Here is a 16,462-nt window from a genome sequence, read left to right as displayed (position 1 = left end):
CCTGTTTAAATAAAATGAAATTTCGTATAATGGATCACACTTGGAAAGATTGAGGTGGATTACAATGGTAGAACGAAGAAAGCCGATTCCGGTTGCCGATGCAGTAAGAGCGGTGCTTGAACATAGTCAGCTAACCGAAACGGAGTATGTTTCGATAGAAGAAAGTGATGGACGCTATTTAGCGACAGATTTAAAGGCAGATCACGATGTTCCGCCTTTTGATAAATCTCCATTGGATGGGTTCGCTATCCGTTCATTAGATTCCGAAAGTGCTACGCGTGAACAACCTGTTTCATTAAAAGTGATTGAAGAAATTGGGGCAGGAACAGTGGCGAAGAAAGTTCCAGAGCAAGGGGAAGCTATTCGGATTATGACAGGTGCACAAATTCCGAATGGAACGGATGCTATCGTCATGTTTGAATTAACAAGAGAGTACGAACTAGATGGGCAAGCGTATATCGATATTACCCGTTCCTTTAAATCTGGGGATAATATCTCTTTTCAAGGGGAGGATGCAAAAAAGGGGACTCCTCTTGTTTCGAAAGGGCGTCGAATTGATGCTGGTGTTAAGGCGCTTTTAGCGACCTTTGGCTATGCCAACGTCCCCGTTTATAAAAAGCCAAAAGTCGGGATTTTTGCAACAGGAACGGAGCTTCTAGACGTAAGTGAGCCACTTGAACCGGGCAAAATTCGAAACAGTAACGCCTTTATGGTCGCTTCCCAGGTGAAACAAATGGGAGCGGAACCGATTTATTTTGAAAAGCTAGTCGATGATTTTGACCAATGCTTCGACGCTGTTTCGTCAGCATTAGAAAAAGTCGACTATTTAATTACAACGGGTGGTGTCTCAGTTGGCGATTATGACTATCTACCAGCTATCTATCAGAAGTTAGGAGCAAGTGTGCTTTTTAATAAAATCGCTCAGCGACCAGGAAGTGTGACGACGGTGGCGGAATTAAATGGTCAGCTTCTATTTGGTCTATCGGGAAATCCATCGGCTTGCTTTGTTGGCTGCGAGTTACTCGTACGCCCGGTCATTTTAACAAGCTTTTCAAATGAACGCCCTCATTTACAACGAGAACAAGCGATATTAGCTAGTCATTTTCCAAAGCCTAATCCATTCACACGCTTCGTACGAAGTCGAGTGTTTTTTAGAGAAGGACGGTTACATGTTGCTCCAACAGGATTGGATAAATCGGGAGTTGTTACCTCATTAGCTGATGCGAATGCTTTATTAGTTCTCCCTGGTGGTACTAGAGGCTATGAAAAAGGGGCAGAAGTTAATGTGTTATTGCTTCAAGGAGAAGGCAGTGAGTGGATATGGGACTAAATGAACATATTTGGCAAGTTGTCGGCTATAGCAATAGTGGAAAAACTACGCTTGTTGAAAAGCTTTTGCAATATGCTGATGCCAATAATAAGCGGGTCGCAACTATCAAACACCACGGGCATGGAAAAAGACTAACCGCTTTAGATACAGGAAAAGATTCATGGCGTCACCGACAAGCAGGCGCAGTTGGATGCTCCGTTGTAGCTGATCAAACGTTACAGCTTCAATTAACAAACGAAGTCGGTTGGAAAGTGTCCGATATTCTTTCTTTTTATGAACAATTAAACTTGGATGCCGTATTAATAGAAGGCTATAAGCAAGAGGATTATAAAAAAATTGTCGTTATTCGAGACAAAGAGCATCTCGAGCTTTTACAGGAGTTAACAAATGTACAAGCCGTCATTTTGTGGAAGGGCATTGAGTTATCAGAGGCCTATCGCTCTTTTGATATCAACGATACCCGCACAATTGGTGAATGGTTGCTAGCGCAATGGGAGGAGCGAAAACATGACTGAGAAGTTATTTGAAATTACGAAAGAAGAATTATCGGTTCAACAAGTTGTTGACAAAGTTCTTCATCCACATGCCGGAGCAATTAATACGTTTATCGGTACGGTTCGGGAACTAACAAAGGGAAAACGGACATTATACTTAGCGTACGAGGCGTATGAGTCAATGGCCGAAAAAAAGCTGAAACAAATAGGTGATGAAATTAACGAACGCTGGTCTGATACAAGAGTGGCAATTTCGCATCGAATAGGTAGACTAGATATTTCTGATATTGCTGTTATCATTGCTGTTTCCACTCCACACCGTAATGATTCATATGAAGCAAGTCGTTATGCAATTGAGCGGATTAAGGAAATTGTCCCTATTTGGAAAAAGGAGCATTGGGAAGATGGTGAGAAGTGGATCGGTGACCAACTAGAAAAGACGGCATACCCGAGCGGTGCGCCTGAACTGGAGGAAGAAAAATGATTCGAGTATTACTATTTGCCGACTTAGGAGAAATCGCTGGGCAGCGCGATCTATCGATTGAGTTAGAAACTGGAACAGTTGACCAAGTAAAAGCAAAGCTACAAGAACAATATCCCGCAATGGAGCTTGATCAGGCAATGGTTGCCATAAATGAAGAGTATGCTGAACCAGATACTCCTGTCAAAACAGGTGACATTGTCGCATTTATCCCGCCTGTTAGCGGTGGGTAAATCGATGTCCCAAGAGGAATTCCTTTTGGGGCATTTTTTAATCTTCTATTGTTTCCTTTTCCGATAATCACGAGGAGTTATCCCCGTGATTTTTTTAAACGTTACGTTAAAATTTGCTACGTATTCAAAGCCAACCTCCTCAGCAATTCTTCCTATCGGTTTATCTGTTTCACGGAGGAGCCGTTTCGCTTCTTGCACACGAATAATTTGAAGATAATCTTTAAACTGGAATCCTGTAATCAGTTTAAAGCTTCGGCTTAAATAAGAAGGACTAATAAAAAAGCGTTGTGCTATTTCAGCAAGGGTTAACTTCGATTGGTAATGCTTCCTCATATAACGGGCCATTTCAGAGATCTTTTGGTACAACGGATGTGTTGGCGGTTCAAGCTGCTTTGACACTTGTTGATCAAACCGGTGCATTAGGATTAGGAGCTCCATGAGCAATGCACGGAGATACGTTTCATAGCCTATGTGTTTTGTTTGACACTCTTCTAGCATTTTTTGAAGCAATTCTTCAATAATGGCTTGTTTATTAAGCCTAAAACGAAACAAAGAGCGTGAAAAAGAAGAAAAGCGAAAATGAAAACGAGTAAGTTCTTTATCGATAAACGAATCTGATACGTTTAGAAGAATCCGTTCGCACTTTAATTCATCGGAACTATTTGTTCGATGGATATCATTTGGTTGAATTAATATTAAATCTCCTTTTTGTGCAATATAGACAGTTTCATTAATAAAGAAGACTTTGCCCCCGTTTAATACATAAAAAAGTTCATACGTTGAATGAGTATGTGGTCGTACCATCGTTGAATAACCCGTTTGGTACATATATTGAATCGAAAATTGTTCATCAATGCTATATTTTTGTTCGTTAACCATGAGTCTCCCTCCTGATTAGAGCATAAATCACTAAAAAAAATCCGAAAAAACGCATAGACAACTAAGTATTTTTGTAATGATTATACTAAACTGTAAGGGATAAAGGTAAAAGAAACGGAGGAATTATAGAAATGAAGACGTTTCAAAATCCAATTATTCCAGGTTTTTACCCTGATCCGTCCATTTGTCGTGTTGGAGATGATTATTATCTTGTCACCTCAACATTTGAGTATTTTCCTGGTGTTCCGATTTTTCATAGTAGAGATTTAGTGAATTGGTGCCAGCTAGGACATGTGCTTGATCGTACCTCACAATTAAATTTAGATGGAACCCCTTGTTCCAAAGGAATTTATGCTCCTACGATTCGTTATCACCAAGGTGTGTTTTATATGATTACAACCTTTGTAGAAAGTGCAACAGGAGCACGACGAAATTTTTATGTAACGACTACCGATCCTGCTGGTGATTGGTCTGACCCGATTTGGCTGGAGGATGCACCCGGAATTGATTCCTCTTTCTTTTTCGATGAAGATGGAACCTGTTATTGTATGGCGAATCGTCGTCCACCAGGCGGGCAAGAATATCCAAAACATATGGAAATCTGGCTGCAAGAGGTAGATTTGAAAAATGGAAAGCTAGTTGGAGATTCATATAGTTTGTGGGACGGGGCGTTGAAACAAATTCACGCTCAGGAAGCACCCCATTTATATAAGATTAATAACTATTACTATTTGATTATAGCTGAAGGCGGAACAGGACATACACATTCTGTAACGATCGCGCGAAGCAAAACCATTACAGGACCTTATGAGAATTGCAAAAGGAATCCAATTTTAACGCATCGTCATTTAGGGAGAGATTATCCTATCGTTAATGTAGGTCACGCAGATATCGTTGAGACACAAGCAGGAGAATGGTGGATGGTTTGTCTTGCATCAAGACCTTATGGTGGCTATTATCGTAATTTAGGAAGAGAGACCTTTCTTGTTCCGTTTTGCTGGGAGGACGGTTGGCCGCTCGTTAACCCAGGGAAAGGGTTTATTGAAATGGAAATGTCCCGACCATCTTTACCAGAGCATAGGTGGGATACGCAATCAGCTTGCGACCATTTTGATGTGCCTTATCTAGGGGATGGGTGGAATTTTATCCGAACGCCTCGTGGTGAGTTTTGCTCATTAACTGAACGTCCTGGTTTTCTAAGGTTAAAATTAAAGCCTGAATCAATAACTGAGCTTTGTAATCCTAGCTTTGTAGGTAGACGTCAGCAACATATTAATTTTGCGGCTCGCACAGCGATTGAATTTGAAGCAGCTAACGAAAATGAAGTCGCTGGAGTTGTGCTTTTACAAAATAATGATTACCATTTTCGAATGGAGATAACACAAAATGTAGAAGGAAAGGTTATCCGACTGATAAGGCGGGAAGGTGGAGTGGAAACCGTCGTGGCCGAACGGGAAATTACAGCTAACACGCAACGTCTGTATTTAAAAGTTGAAGCATTTGAGCAAGATTATAGCTATTATTTTGCGAGTAAAGCAGAGCAATGGCAGACGTTAGTTGAGAATGTAGATGGCCGAATTCTTAGTAGTGATGTCGCAGGAGGATTTGTTGGTGCCTATATTGGAATGTATGCAAGTAGTAATGGACAGAAAAGTGAAAATGTAGCTGATTTTGATTGGTTCGAATATTTACCAGTTTAAGTGGGAGTTGTTCCAAGGTTCGTTCTTTAACCTGGAACAACTCTTTTTATTTTTGTAGGTAAATTCAAGAAAGAGTAAAAAAAGGATATAAGTTTATATTTATTGTATTAATATGTTAAGATTGAAGGAAGAATTGTGTTGTTTTTTGTAGAAAAGGGATTATTTGTGAAACTTTTTTTATGTCACTAACGTACATAAAGTAGCACACAAGGAAATAGTGTGTGTTTATTAAAATAAAGGAGTGATGCTTTATTATTGTAGATTTGATTTGGCTCATTTTACTTGGTATTTTTCTGTTTATTTTACTTGTCGTAGGTTCAATTGGTTTTTTTATTTTCAAAAAACGCTATAAGACAGCTAGCTCTAACCAAGCGCTAATCATTACCGGTCCGAAACTCGGTAATCCAGAAAGTGATACTCGAATATTTACAGATGAAAATGGAAGAAGCCTGAAAATCATTCGTGGTGGTGGGGTTCGCTTAAAGCTCTTTCAAACGTGCACCCCAGTTGACTTAAATTCCTTTCAAATCAAGTTAACAACACCAAAAGTATACACGTCGCAAGGGGTACCAGTTATAGCTGATGCGATTACTTCCGTCAAGATTTCTGATTCATTAATTGGCATTGCCAATTATGCGGAGCAATTTCTCGGGAAGAAACAGAATGAAATTGAAGAAGAAGTTTCAAAAGTGTTAGGAACAAATCTTCGTGCTATTTTATCTAAGATGACGGTTGAAGAAATTAATAATGACCGTGAATCATTTAATCATCAAGTTCAAGATATTGCTCAAAAAGAATTAGATAACATGGGCTTTAAGATTACGTCATTTGGTTTAGATGATCTGCGAGATGCTGATGAGGAGAATGGATACTTAGATAATTTAGGGCGTCCTCGGATCGCTGAAATTCGCAAAAAGGCTGATATGGCTGAGTCGGATGCTGAAAAAGAAACAAGAATGTATAAAGCGAAAAACGACCAAGAGGCTCAGGATGAGGAAAATAAACGCTTAACGGCTATTGCGGAGTCAAGAAAAGAAAAAGATGTGAAGGAAGCGCAAATCAAAGAAGAAACTGAACGAGCAAGAGCGAAGTCGGAGCAAGCGTACGAATTGGAAAAAGCAAGACTTGCACAGCAAGTGAAAGAAGAAGAAATGAAAATTCAATATATCGAGCGTCAAAGACAGGTTGAGTTAGAGCTAGAAGAACAAAAGCGTCGTAAAACACAAGCCGATGCTGATGCCTATGACATTAAGGCAAAATCAGAAGCTGAAGCAGCTAAAGCGCGAATTGATGGGGAAACGAAAGCGGCAATCGAAAAAGAAAAAGGTTTTGCCGAGGCCGAAGTTATCCGTGAACGTGGTCGTGCAGAAGCAGAGGCGAAAGAGCTTATGGCAGCTGCGATGGAAAAATACGGCGAAGCGGCAATTTTGGAAATGTTTATTGACATGCTACCGAAGTATGCACATGAGATTGCTCAGCCTCTTTCTAAAATTGAAGGAATGAAAGTGATTGATATGGGTGGTTCAGACTCAAATGGAGCTGCAAGTAAAATTACAAACAATGTTACGAAAACGATGCTTGGATTACAGGAAAGCTTAAAGGAAAGTACCGGGATGGACTTGAAGGCTATGCTTGAAAGTTTTGTCTCTCGGGGTAGTGTGAATAATCATTACTATGACGCTAAGCCTGAGGTTGCCGCTGACAAGGAGACCGAAAAGGCAGAAACAGCACAAACTTCTGAAGAGTTAAAGGAAGAAGATAAAGAATCTTAAGGATAAAGAGGCTTTCAAAAGAAGTACTTAAGGATATGGCTCTTTTCTAAGCCTTACGATGAGTGGTATTTCTCATCGTAAGGCTTTTTAGTTTACCGATGTTGTTGATATGTCGAGGCTTTAGTTAATGATTTCAAGGCTAATAGCTCATCATTTGATAATGCGGGTTCTTCAACAGCTTGAACATTTGCTTCAACCTGACTTAGTTTACTCGCTCCTGTTACGACTGATGCGACGACCGGATGGGATAAATCGTACAATAGTGCATTTGCTTGAAGAGAACGAACACTACCAACTTGCTTCACTGCTTCCTGAACGTGATAGAGCTCTTCATACGTATAATCAAGATAGCCTTTTTCTCTTATCGAAGATGCTTCTGAAAGTGGTCGCTCTGTTAAAAGTCCTTTAGCCAGAGGGCCTCTAGCAACAACACTCACATGTTTCTCCTGTAATAAAGGGAAAAGCTCCTCTGGACGACGATCGAGTAGACTATATTGCATCATCACAGTTACAATGGAGGAGCGTTCTACATATTCACGAATGACATTTGGTCGAATCGAAGAAATACCATACTGACGGATCAGACCTTCTTTTTTTAATTCTTCAAAAGCGTCAATTGTTTCATCAATATTGTCTTCGATTGTCCCACCATGTAGCTGATATAAGTCAATATAATCAGTTTGTAAGCGAAGAAGGCTTTCTTTGACAGAACGAATAATATGCTGTTTTGATGGGTCCCAAGTCCAGCCTTCTTTGCCTTTTTCAAACCGATTCCCAACCTTTGTTGCTAAAATAATTTCCTGGCGTTTGTCTTTAATTACGTCACCAATCATTTCCTCATTTAGTCCCTGGTCATATAAATCAGCTGTATCAAGATAATTGATCCCTAAATCAATCGCTCTTTCTATAATCGCTTTCGCTTGTTGTCGTTCAGCTCCAATTGACATACAGCCTAACCCTATCACACTTACGTCGAGATCCGAATTTCCAAGTCTGCGTGTTTCCATTTTACTCACTCCTATTCTCCTTTTGATTACTAGAGTTTTCTTCAAGTCGTTGTTGTTCTCCTGCATCATTTATGTTAATGAACCAATCTGAATGTTCTTCAAAAAAAGGGTGTTCGATAAATCTTGTGTTTACTTGCTCAAATAAAAATCCAACCTTATTACGCTTCTCATCTAATAGTTGTTTAATAAAAGGAAGGCAAGAACGATGGTAAAGCGCAATTAAAGGTTGTCTTCGCCCATTCACAATTGGAACGATGGCATACGTATCGTTGCTTTGATATGACGTTAAAATGGAATAGAGTTTGCCTTTAATATTAGGACTATCACATGGAGCGGTTGCATACCATGTTGCATCTGTCATCTTCATCACAGTGTATATTCCAGCAAGTGGCCCACACCCTTGATAGGTTTTTAGATCCTCTACAACAGGATGAGCTTGTTTTTGTTCAAATCGCTTTGAAAGAGTAGGATGACTAACAACCCATGTTTGCTCACATATAACTGAAAGAGCGTTCAAACTGTATTGATAGAAGTGTTCCCCATGAAATGTAGCAAATGCTTTTGGCTTTCCAAATCTTCTCGATTGTCCTCCTGCTAAAAGAATTCCAATTATGGATTTTTCCATAACCACTCCCCCTTTTCTACTATTATGTCATAACAAAAACGGACAAGTCATATAGTTAGGGTAAGAAGTCCGTAAAAAAAGGAAGGGGTAGCCAATGTCCAAGCATCTTAATAAGGTTCGAAAACGGTTGGAAACAAGGAGACGGTCAATTGATCAAAATATAAAGCAACGCAGTTCCGTATCAATGCTAATGAACCGTCATGAGGAAGCGAGAGAGGATCCTGACTTTTACTATCAGCCTTTGAATCGGCAAGAAAGTCCCCCATCAACAAAAGGACAAGATTTTTTTCTTATGCGAACATTATTAGCTACTAGTTTGTTTCTTGCCATTGCTATTTTGTTTAATAATAATTCTACTCAGCTTGAGGGGGCACGCCAATTTATAAAAAATTCATATGAACAACAGTTTCAATTTGCAGCCATTGCCGATTGGTATGAAAATCAATTTGGAAGACCACTTGCGCTTTTACCTTTAACTGAAGACTTTGCTTTAGGTGATGTAAATTCTAAGCAACCAGAAGCGGAGCTAGTGTATGCTGTCCCTGCATCAGGTGGGAAAATACGTGAAGATTTTAAACAAAATGGACGAGGAGTAATGGTTGAAACAGGGATGAATGCAGAGGTTGAAGCAGTAAAGGGAGGTCAGGTTATCTCAGTAGGCGATGGTGAGCAAGGATTAGGGAAAACAGTAGTTGTTCAACATGCTGATGGAACTGAATCGATTTACGGCATGCTTGAAGAAGTATCAGTGAATATATATGACCATATTAAATCAGGACATAAAATCGGGGTCGTCTCAACAAGCGATCAGGCTGAAAAGGGGATTTTCTACTTTGCCCTGAAAAAAAATGACACGTATGTGGACCCAAGTGAAGTGATTTCATTTGACTGATTGCTTGAAACTCATTAGAAAAATTAAAATCAATCCCTTTTTTTGGTTTGTACTAGGAATGGGTATTGTAACAGGTTACTTCCGTGAAGTCATCATGGTTTTTTTTATCGTATTTATTCACGAACTAGGGCATGCATTTGCGGCCCATTATTTTAAATGGAGAATTCTTAAAATTGAATTGCTCCCATTTGGTGGGGTAGCGGAAGTAGAGGACAATGGCAATCGACCGTTTCGCGAAGAACTTATTATAATCATTGCCGGACCAATTCAACACCTTTGGTTAATTGGTCTTTCTTTTCTTTTCATCGATACGTCTTTTTGGACTGTTGCGGATCATCAACTTTTCATATGGCATAATCTCACAATATTATTCTTTAATTTAATTCCCGTCGTCCCTTTAGATGGGGGCCGTCTTGTTCAACTATGGTGTACATATCGTTGGCCTTATCAGAAGGCGTTAGCGGTGTCACGGTGGTTATCAGGAGCGACCTTAGTAAGCTTAGTCATCATTAGTGGCTTTCTATTTCCATTTCATTTGAATTTATGGGTCGTCCTAAGTTTTTTAATTCTTGCTAATTATCTTGAATGGAGACAGCGACATTTTCGCTTTATGCGCTTTTTGATGGCACGACAATCTTTATTTAAACAGCAATCATTCCGTTACAAAACGATTCGTGCTCCAAAGACCTGGCTTGTCCGGGATACCGTTAAATTATTCCAGAGGGGGTTTTTTCATCGTATTATGGTTTTTGATGAAAATAAACATTTAATTGCGCTTGAAGAACCTATGCTTCTGCATTCTTTGTTCGAGGAAAAACAGCTTCAGGCACGCTTAGTCGATTTAATAAGGAAAAATAATAGGAGTAAAACATCATCGCCTCGAATTAAGGTACAATAGAAAAAAGAATGGCATAAGGGGCTGCGTGATGTGAAAAAAATCGTCTTTAACATGGCAACAAGGGAACGACGAGCGGCAATTATTGAACATAATCGCGTCGTTGAGTTAATGATTGAGCGACCAGTTGAAAACCGTATTGTAGGGAATATTTACTTAGGACGTGTCATTAATGTGTTGCCAGGCATGCAAGCAGTATTCGTTGATATTGGTCGGGATAAAAATGGTTTTTTATATCGAGATCATCTTTTATCCTTTTATTTATCTCCTGAGGATGAAGAACGAAAGAAACAACGCAATGTATCAGAGTTTGTTACGCAAGGGGAAGAAATTCTAGTACAAGTTACAAAAGAAGGATTTGGCTCAAAGGGACCACGCTTAACAGGGGTCGTTTCGTTTCCTGGCCGCTATATCGTCTATATGCCTGAGGGAGGCTATGTGGGCATTTCTAGACGATTTTCCTCAGAAATTGAGCGGGAGCGTTGGCGTGAGATTGGCGAACAGCTAATTAATGATAAGGAAGGAATCATTATTCGAACTGTTTGTGAAGGACAGGATCCTGAAGTAATTGAGCAGGAACTACACTTCTTACGAAAGTGCTGGCAGGAAATTTGGAAAGAAGGAAAAAATCGTAAAGCGCCATCGCTTATTCATCAGGATTCTGGGTTATTAGAAAGAGTCGTACGTGACTTTTCTTTTTCTGATGTATCGGAAATTGTGATCGATAGTCATCGTGATTATCAAGTGTTAAAGGAACTTCTAGAACCATATCCTACTTTACGGGAAAAGCTAAAGCTTTATCGTGAGCGTGAAAATATTTTTACTGCTTATCAGGTCGATAAGGAGCTAGAAAAAGCATTAAGAAGACAAATATGGTTAAAGAACGGTGCCTATTTGATGATTGATCAAACAGAAGCGCTTACAGTGATTGATGTAAATACGGGGAAGTTTACAGGGAAAACTGATTTGGACGAAACGATCCGCAGTACAAATAAAGAAGCAGCAAAAGAAATAGCTCGCCAGCTTAGACTTAGGGATATCGCAGGGATTATTGTCATTGATTTTATCGATATGAGACGTGAAGAGGATCGGCTTGAAGTATTGCAAGTTTTTCAAGATGCATTAAAGCATGACCGAACGAAAACGAATGTTGTTGGGCTTACTGGATTAGGCCTCGTTGAAATGACTCGAAAAAAAGTAAGACAAAACCTACAGGCAAGCCTTTCAAAGACATGCCCGACCTGTCAAGGAAAAGGAACCGTCCTTTCCGATGAAGCAAACGCGTATAAAATTGAGCGGATTCTCTGGGAGTATAAAGGGATGGATGAAGATGCACTCGTGTTAGAAATCCCTTCACGTATTGCTCCAGTTTTATTCGGAACAAAGGGTGAGCATTTAAAACGATTAGAGGTCGCTTTAGGGTTCCGGATTTTTGTATTTGCTAATCGTCTACTCGCTGAAGATAAGTTTGAGGTTCGTTATATTGGAAGCCAGGAAGGCGCAGTAGAGCAATTAGAACGAATTAAGGCAAGTAAAAGAAGCTGAGTATAGAGAAGATGTGCATATTATGTTTTGAAAGTCGTATGGATAATAAACATAAGGCGAGTGGCTGACTCAAAGTATCTATAAACTTTTGAGAGAGCACTGAAAAACTCCTTTCACGTAGCTCTCTGAAGCGCAATGGCTTCGTTAGTTGCTCGGCTGCTTTGAGAAACTCACTCATAGCAAGGGCACTGAAAAACTACTTCTTGTAACTCAAAGAAGAGTAATGGCTTCGCACGTTGCGCGCCTTGCTATGAGAAAACCACTCATAGCAGGGCTTTCAAAACCAGGCAACGGCTCCGCACATTACTTAAAGGGCACTGAAAAAGGGAAACCCACCCTTTTTCAGTACCCTCCTCCTAGCAAGGGCACTGAAAAAGGAAACCCACCTTTTCAGTGCCCTCAACTGTTGAGTCAGCCTTTTTTTGTTCGCTTTTTGACAAGTAATATAAAATCTAAAGAAATGAAATCTATTCACATCCCATTTAATGTATAATATAAGAAGGGTCGTAAATGGAGGAGATTTTTATTATAAAAATAGGAAGCACTATTATTACAAAGTCAAAAAGAACCCGAAAAAGACGAATAGGTCTTATCTTATGTTGTATTGTCGTTTTGATCACATGTATTTCTTCCATTTATGGATATGTTAAGCCGTTGCCTAAGGGGTTATCTTACGAAGGTGAGGTTCAATATATTAATGAGATTGAATTTCTCACAGATCGAACGTATGAAGCTGATGGTGACCAGTATCAGGAGCAAGAGATATTTGAGTATATCTATAAGGTAATAGAGGAAGCGGAACAGTTTATTGTCGTTGATATGTTTTTATTTAATGATGATTATGACCGTTCGATGACGTTGCCCCCTCTGTCGCAAACATTAGTAAATGCATTGATTGGCAAAAAGCAACAAAATCCAGACATAGAAATGATAATGATTACAGATCGAATTAATACATTTTACGGCTCCTATGCGTCTAATCTTATACATCAATTAGAGGAAAATGGGATTACAGTAATATTAACCGATATGAGAAAAACAAGAGATTCCAACCCGGTTTATTCTGGAGGATGGAGAGCATTTCTGCAGTGGTTTGGTACAGAAGGGAATGGTTGGTTGCCAAATCCATTTAGCCCAGATTCTCCAGACGTTACACTTCGTTCTTATTTAGAGCTCTTAAATTTTAAAGCTAATCATCGAAAGCTGGTAATTACTGAACGACAAGCTGTTGTTTCTTCCGCTAATCCTCATGATGGAAGTGCTGAACATTCTAATATTGCTTTTGCTTTCTCTGGAGAGATTCTCCATGAATTGCTGAAGAGTGAACGTGCTGTTGCCGTCATGTCAGGAGCGAACCCAGAATTATTTGAGTCCTTGCAAATCAATGAAATGAAGCAAAACGGAGATAGATATGGTGTGCAATTATTAACTGAAGGAAAAATAAAAGATCATATACTAGAGGAGATTCGTATGACGGACTCTGGGGATAGTGTAACAATGGGAGCTTTTTATTTATCGGATCGAGATATTATTTCTGCGTTAAAAGGCGCTACTGGTCGTGGGGTTCATGTTCGCTTGATTCTAGATCCAAATAAAGACGCTTTTGGCCGTGAGAAAAATGGAATTCCCAACAGACCTGTCGCCCATGAACTAGTAAACACTACGAATGGAAACCTTCAAGTAAGATGGTATCGCACATCTGGAGAGCAGTATCATGCAAAGCTACTTTTGGTCGAACAAGCAGAGCGAGTAGTTTTGATTGGTGGTTCCGCTAATTTTACGAAGCGGAATCTGGCTGATTTTAATCTAGAAACTAATCTTAAAATTACAATGAAACGAGATGATGAGCTAAGCAAAGAAGTGCGCACCTATTTTGATGTGATGTGGGATGATGAGCGCTTTACGCTTGAGTACGAAGAATTTGCAGATCCATCTATATTGAATCAAGCTATTTATCGTTTTCAAGAATGGAGCGGGATGTCCACATTCTAATGAAAAGTCAATTGACAGTGATTTTTCATTTGTGGTAAAATAGCTCTTGTTAGTTATTTGGTCGCACCCAAACGACTACAACCGCACAGACTAGGTTTTTTTAAAAAAGTTTTATCAAAAACTTTGCCTATGATGGCGAGTCTGAGTATATGAGGAGGTGCAAGTATGTACGCAATTATTGAAACTGGTGGTAAGCAAATCAAGGTTGAAGAAGGTCAAGAAATCTACATCGAAAAATTAGATGCAGAGGCTGGCGAAACAGTTAGCTTTGACAATGTTCTTATGGTCGGTGGTAGTGATGTAAAGGTAGGTGCTCCATTTGTTGAGGGTGCTACAGTTACAGCTAAAGTTGAAAAGCATGGTCGTCAAAAGAAGATCATCGTTTGGAAAATGAAAGCAAAGAAAAACTACCGTCGTAAGCAAGGTCACCGTCAACCTTATACGAAAGTTGTAATCGAAAAGATTAACGCGTAAGGTGTCGGATGATCACGGTCAGTGTTGAACGTAATCAATCAAATGACATAGTCTCTTTTACGATGAGTGGACATGCAGACTCTGGTCCGCATGGACACGATCTCGTTTGCGCTGGTGCTTCAGCTGTTTCATTCGGTTCCATTAATGCGATTGCTGCACTTTGTGGTGTAGAGCTTGACATTGAGATGGAGGATGAAGGAGGCTTTCTCCGCTGTTCTGTTCCGAGAGGTTTAGAGTCAGGAATATATGAGAAAGTACAACTTCTTCTTGAAGGAATGATTGTGGCTCTTCAGTCGATGGCAGAGGAGTACAGTGCGTATATTGAAATAACTAAATAACTGGGGGGTGAAAGACATGTTAAAAATGAACCTTCAATTTTTCGCATCGAAAAAAGGGGTAGGTAGTACAAAGAACGGTCGTGATTCTCAAGCGAAACGTCTTGGTACAAAGCGTGCTGATGGTCAACTAGTTTCTGGTGGATCAATCCTTGTTCGTCAACGTGGTACACGCATCTATCCAGGTGTTAACGTAGGTAAAGGTGGAGACGATACTCTTTTTGCTAAGGTAGACGGCGTTGTTAAGTTTGAACGCGTTGGTCGTGACCGTAAGCAAGTGAGCGTATACCCAGCTTAATAATTTAGATCTCTAATAGGAAACTGTTAGAGATCTTTTTTATTACCAAAAAAGGAACATTTATTAACAAAGAACGGTAGGAAGTTTAAACTGTTAGAAGGGAGGGAGAACATGAAAACTAAGACTAGATCGATTTCATTAACGGAAAACATCCAAGTAAATGAAGGTTCGCATATCGCCTACTTCTATCAATCAGAGGAAGCCTATTTAGATAATTTAATATCATTTATTCTATCTGCTAAAAAAATGGAACAGCACGTTATTGTTATTGAAAGTGATGAATGTTTTGCTGAAATTTTAAATAGATTACGAGTCCAACATCCGTTAATAGATGTAGGTAGGTTTTTGCATTTTCTTAATAATAGAGAATTTTATCAAACGTACGGAGATTTTCATTTTGAACGAGCATTAAATAACTTTAAGAAAACTGTTCAACCTTTTGTTGATGAAACACTATCAGTAAGAATTTGGGGTAAAGTATCTTGGACGGATTTACATAGTAGTCAGAAAGAAATGATAAATTATGAATGCATGGCGGATTTAACGTTGAACGAGATTGGATATATGACCGTTTGCACTTACGACGCAAACGAAGTTACCGCCGCTGTTCAAATGGAAATGATGAAAACCCATGCTTATTTGATGACAGATAAAGAACTAGTAAAATCTTCATTATATAACCATACGGATCAGCCTGTTTTTCCTTCCTTGGCTACACAAGATAAAATTGAAACTGAACTGGATTTTTATCGACAAAAGCTAGATTTTATCCATGTGGTTGCACATGAAGTTCGAAATCCATTAACAGTTATTAAATCATTTGCAACGATTTTAAAATCCGAGCTAGACAATCCGGATATTCAAGCAAAATTAAGCTTAATTGAGGATTATTCAGTTGCAATTGATCATGAGATTCACCATATTATTCAAACAGAACAAATGCTATCGATTGATTCTTTATGGAAAATGACGTTAATACAAGCGTTACCTGTGATCGAAGAAGTGGTTGATGTGATGACCGTAAAAGCACGAACACAAAATATTTATTTAGAAACTCAGCTAGACATTTCACGGAATAAACTTATAATGGGAAATTTGATGGGATTTAAGCTTATTCTCTCGAATATTCTTAGTAATGCGATTAAATATAGTCATGAAAACAATGTAGTAACATTAAGAGGGTTTATCGAAAATAATCATTTACATTTACATATTATTGACCGTGGTGTCGGGATGACGCCTGAGCAGCTTGAGAAGATTTTTGGGAAATACGAGAAGCTAAATGAGGAAGTCCCCGGACAAGGAATTGGACTATTTATGGTTTATAAATTAGTACAGCATTTTAATGGGAAGATAAACGTTAAAAGTCAGCTAGGAAAGGGGACAAGTTTTTATCTGTCTTTTTCATTATAAGTATAATAAGAATCATTTTAAGAGGGCGCCGTTCTATTTATAGAGGACGGCGCTTTTATATATTGTTTGAGTGAAGCCAGTTGATAGATATTAGTAA

The 16,462-nt window shown here is 39.1% G+C and carries 17 protein-coding genes and 1 other annotated feature; of the genes, 14 read left to right on the top strand and 3 right to left on the bottom strand.

The genetic code is table 11. The annotated features are described in order from the left end of the window. Window positions 1-64: 64 nt before the first annotated feature. From B1R93_RS09225 to moaD, 4 genes are read left to right on the top strand one after another with little or no spacing between them, the layout of a single operon-like run. Window positions 65-1,330, top strand: a complete 1,266-nt coding sequence (locus B1R93_RS09225) for a molybdopterin molybdotransferase MoeA (protein ID WP_088103693.1) — start codon at window positions 65-67, stop codon at window positions 1,328-1,330. Further along, window positions 1,321-1,845, top strand: coding sequence for a molybdopterin-guanine dinucleotide biosynthesis protein B (gene mobB / locus B1R93_RS09220; protein WP_245308290.1), 525 nt, complete (start codon window positions 1,321-1,323; stop codon window positions 1,843-1,845). The genes B1R93_RS09225 and mobB overlap by 10 nt, the downstream gene beginning before the upstream one ends. Beyond that, on the top strand, window positions 1,838-2,308 hold the full coding sequence (locus tag B1R93_RS09215) for a molybdenum cofactor biosynthesis protein MoaE (RefSeq protein ID WP_088103691.1): 471 nt from the start codon (window positions 1,838-1,840) through the stop codon (window positions 2,306-2,308). The genes mobB and B1R93_RS09215 overlap by 8 nt, the downstream gene beginning before the upstream one ends. Continuing rightward, window positions 2,305-2,538 (top strand): molybdopterin converting factor subunit 1, encoded by a 234-nt coding sequence (gene moaD / locus B1R93_RS09210; RefSeq protein WP_088103690.1) that lies wholly within the window; start codon window positions 2,305-2,307, stop codon window positions 2,536-2,538. Before B1R93_RS09215 ends, moaD begins: the two co-directional genes overlap by 4 nt. Before the next feature lie 45 nt (window positions 2,539-2,583). On the opposite strand, the gene B1R93_RS09205 is transcribed toward moaD, so the two are convergent. Further along, window positions 2,584-3,417 (bottom strand): helix-turn-helix domain-containing protein, encoded by an 834-nt coding sequence (locus B1R93_RS09205; protein WP_088103689.1) that lies wholly within the window; start codon window positions 3,415-3,417, stop codon window positions 2,584-2,586. Window positions 3,418-3,548: 131 nt separating this feature from the next. Between B1R93_RS09205 and B1R93_RS09200 the strand changes: the two genes are divergently transcribed. Together B1R93_RS09200 and B1R93_RS09195 are read left to right on the top strand one after the other, a co-directional pair. Further along, complete coding sequence (locus tag B1R93_RS09200; protein WP_088103688.1) at window positions 3,549-5,117, top strand: glycoside hydrolase family 43 protein; 1,569 nt, start codon at window positions 3,549-3,551, stop codon at window positions 5,115-5,117. Between the two features lie 266 nt (window positions 5,118-5,383). Continuing rightward, window positions 5,384-6,889 (top strand): flotillin family protein, encoded by a 1,506-nt coding sequence (locus B1R93_RS09195; protein WP_425348956.1) that lies wholly within the window; start codon window positions 5,384-5,386, stop codon window positions 6,887-6,889. Window positions 6,890-6,981: 92 nt separating this feature from the next. Here B1R93_RS09195 and B1R93_RS09190 read toward each other — a convergent pair whose 3' ends face one another. Both B1R93_RS09190 and B1R93_RS09185 read right to left on the bottom strand, forming a co-directional pair. Next, entirely contained in the window at window positions 6,982-7,896 is a 915-nt protein-coding gene (locus tag B1R93_RS09190) for an aldo/keto reductase (RefSeq protein ID WP_088103686.1), read from the bottom strand. Between the two features lies 1 nt (window position 7,897). Further along, window positions 7,898-8,521 (bottom strand): molybdenum cofactor guanylyltransferase, encoded by a 624-nt coding sequence (locus B1R93_RS09185; protein WP_088103685.1) that lies wholly within the window; start codon window positions 8,519-8,521, stop codon window positions 7,898-7,900. A gap of 94 nt (window positions 8,522-8,615) precedes the next feature. Here B1R93_RS09185 and B1R93_RS09180 point away from each other — a divergent pair, with 94 nt between their 5' ends. The 8 genes from B1R93_RS09180 to B1R93_RS09140 all read left to right on the top strand — a co-directional run bounded on the left by B1R93_RS09180 (window position 8,616) and on the right by B1R93_RS09140 (window position 16,365). Continuing rightward, window positions 8,616-9,413, top strand: a complete 798-nt coding sequence (locus B1R93_RS09180) for a M23 family metallopeptidase (protein WP_088103684.1) — start codon at window positions 8,616-8,618, stop codon at window positions 9,411-9,413. Window positions 9,414-9,471: 58 nt separating this feature from the next. Next, window positions 9,472-10,311: a M50 family metallopeptidase gene (locus B1R93_RS09175; RefSeq protein ID WP_245308252.1), complete on the top strand. Its 840-nt coding sequence runs from the start codon at window positions 9,472-9,474 to the stop codon at window positions 10,309-10,311. A gap of 30 nt (window positions 10,312-10,341) precedes the next feature. Continuing rightward, on the top strand, window positions 10,342-11,853 hold the full coding sequence (locus B1R93_RS09170) for an Rne/Rng family ribonuclease (protein ID WP_245308251.1): 1,512 nt from the start codon (window positions 10,342-10,344) through the stop codon (window positions 11,851-11,853). Window positions 11,854-12,363: 510 nt separating this feature from the next. Beyond that, complete coding sequence (locus tag B1R93_RS09160) at window positions 12,364-13,845, top strand: phospholipase D family protein (protein WP_088103681.1); 1,482 nt, start codon at window positions 12,364-12,366, stop codon at window positions 13,843-13,845. A gap of 69 nt (window positions 13,846-13,914) precedes the next feature. Beyond that, window positions 13,915-13,998 (top strand) — a sequence feature (ribosomal protein L21 leader region). Between the two features lie 12 nt (window positions 13,999-14,010). Next, window positions 14,011-14,319 carry a 50S ribosomal protein L21 gene (gene rplU / locus B1R93_RS09155; protein WP_088103680.1) on the top strand — a complete coding sequence of 103 codons (309 nt, stop codon included), beginning with the start codon at window positions 14,011-14,013 and terminating at the stop codon, window positions 14,317-14,319. A gap of 8 nt (window positions 14,320-14,327) precedes the next feature. Then, window positions 14,328-14,657, top strand: a complete 330-nt coding sequence (locus B1R93_RS09150) for a ribosomal-processing cysteine protease Prp (RefSeq protein ID WP_088103679.1) — start codon at window positions 14,328-14,330, stop codon at window positions 14,655-14,657. Window positions 14,658-14,673: 16 nt separating this feature from the next. Beyond that, entirely contained in the window at window positions 14,674-14,952 is a 279-nt protein-coding gene (rpmA, locus tag B1R93_RS09145) for a 50S ribosomal protein L27 (protein WP_088103678.1), read from the top strand. 111 nt (window positions 14,953-15,063) lie between these two features. Continuing rightward, window positions 15,064-16,365 carry an MEDS domain-containing protein gene (locus tag B1R93_RS09140; protein WP_088103677.1) on the top strand — a complete coding sequence of 434 codons (1,302 nt, stop codon included), beginning with the start codon at window positions 15,064-15,066 and terminating at the stop codon, window positions 16,363-16,365. Window positions 16,366-16,462: the final 97 nt, after the last annotated feature.

This window comes from Halalkalibacter urbisdiaboli (assembly GCF_002156385.1).
Classification (GTDB): Bacteria; Bacillota; Bacilli; order Bacillales; family Bacillaceae_D; genus Halalkalibacter_A; species Halalkalibacter_A urbisdiaboli.
The sequence above is the reverse complement of the archived record's forward strand: the minus strand, read 5'-3'. Positions and strand labels throughout refer to the sequence as shown.

Excerpts from the sequence above, each read along its gene's own strand:
- B1R93_RS09225 (WP_088103693.1), top strand. The coding sequence starts at position 65 with ATGGTAGAACGAAGAAAGCCGATTCCGGTTGCCGATGCAGTAAGAGCG.
- mobB (WP_245308290.1), top strand. The coding sequence starts at position 1,321 with ATGGGACTAAATGAACATATTTGGCAAGTTGTCGGCTATAGCAATAGT.
- B1R93_RS09215 (WP_088103691.1), top strand. The coding sequence starts at position 1,838 with ATGACTGAGAAGTTATTTGAAATTACGAAAGAAGAATTATCGGTTCAA.
- moaD (WP_088103690.1), top strand. The coding sequence starts at position 2,305 with ATGATTCGAGTATTACTATTTGCCGACTTAGGAGAAATCGCTGGGCAG.
- B1R93_RS09205 (WP_088103689.1), bottom strand. The coding sequence starts at position 3,417 with ATGGTTAACGAACAAAAATATAGCATTGATGAACAATTTTCGATTCAA.
- B1R93_RS09200 (WP_088103688.1), top strand. The coding sequence starts at position 3,549 with ATGAAGACGTTTCAAAATCCAATTATTCCAGGTTTTTACCCTGATCCG.
- B1R93_RS09190 (WP_088103686.1), bottom strand. The coding sequence starts at position 7,896 with ATGGAAACACGCAGACTTGGAAATTCGGATCTCGACGTAAGTGTGATA.
- B1R93_RS09185 (WP_088103685.1), bottom strand. The coding sequence starts at position 8,521 with ATGGAAAAATCCATAATTGGAATTCTTTTAGCAGGAGGACAATCGAGA.
- B1R93_RS09180 (WP_088103684.1), top strand. The coding sequence starts at position 8,616 with ATGTCCAAGCATCTTAATAAGGTTCGAAAACGGTTGGAAACAAGGAGA.
- B1R93_RS09175 (WP_245308252.1), top strand. The coding sequence starts at position 9,472 with ATGGGTATTGTAACAGGTTACTTCCGTGAAGTCATCATGGTTTTTTTT.
- B1R93_RS09160 (WP_088103681.1), top strand. The coding sequence starts at position 12,364 with ATGGAGGAGATTTTTATTATAAAAATAGGAAGCACTATTATTACAAAG.
- rplU (WP_088103680.1), top strand. The coding sequence starts at position 14,011 with ATGTACGCAATTATTGAAACTGGTGGTAAGCAAATCAAGGTTGAAGAA.
- B1R93_RS09150 (WP_088103679.1), top strand. The coding sequence starts at position 14,328 with ATGATCACGGTCAGTGTTGAACGTAATCAATCAAATGACATAGTCTCT.
- rpmA (WP_088103678.1), top strand. The coding sequence starts at position 14,674 with ATGTTAAAAATGAACCTTCAATTTTTCGCATCGAAAAAAGGGGTAGGT.
- B1R93_RS09140 (WP_088103677.1), top strand. The coding sequence starts at position 15,064 with ATGAAAACTAAGACTAGATCGATTTCATTAACGGAAAACATCCAAGTA.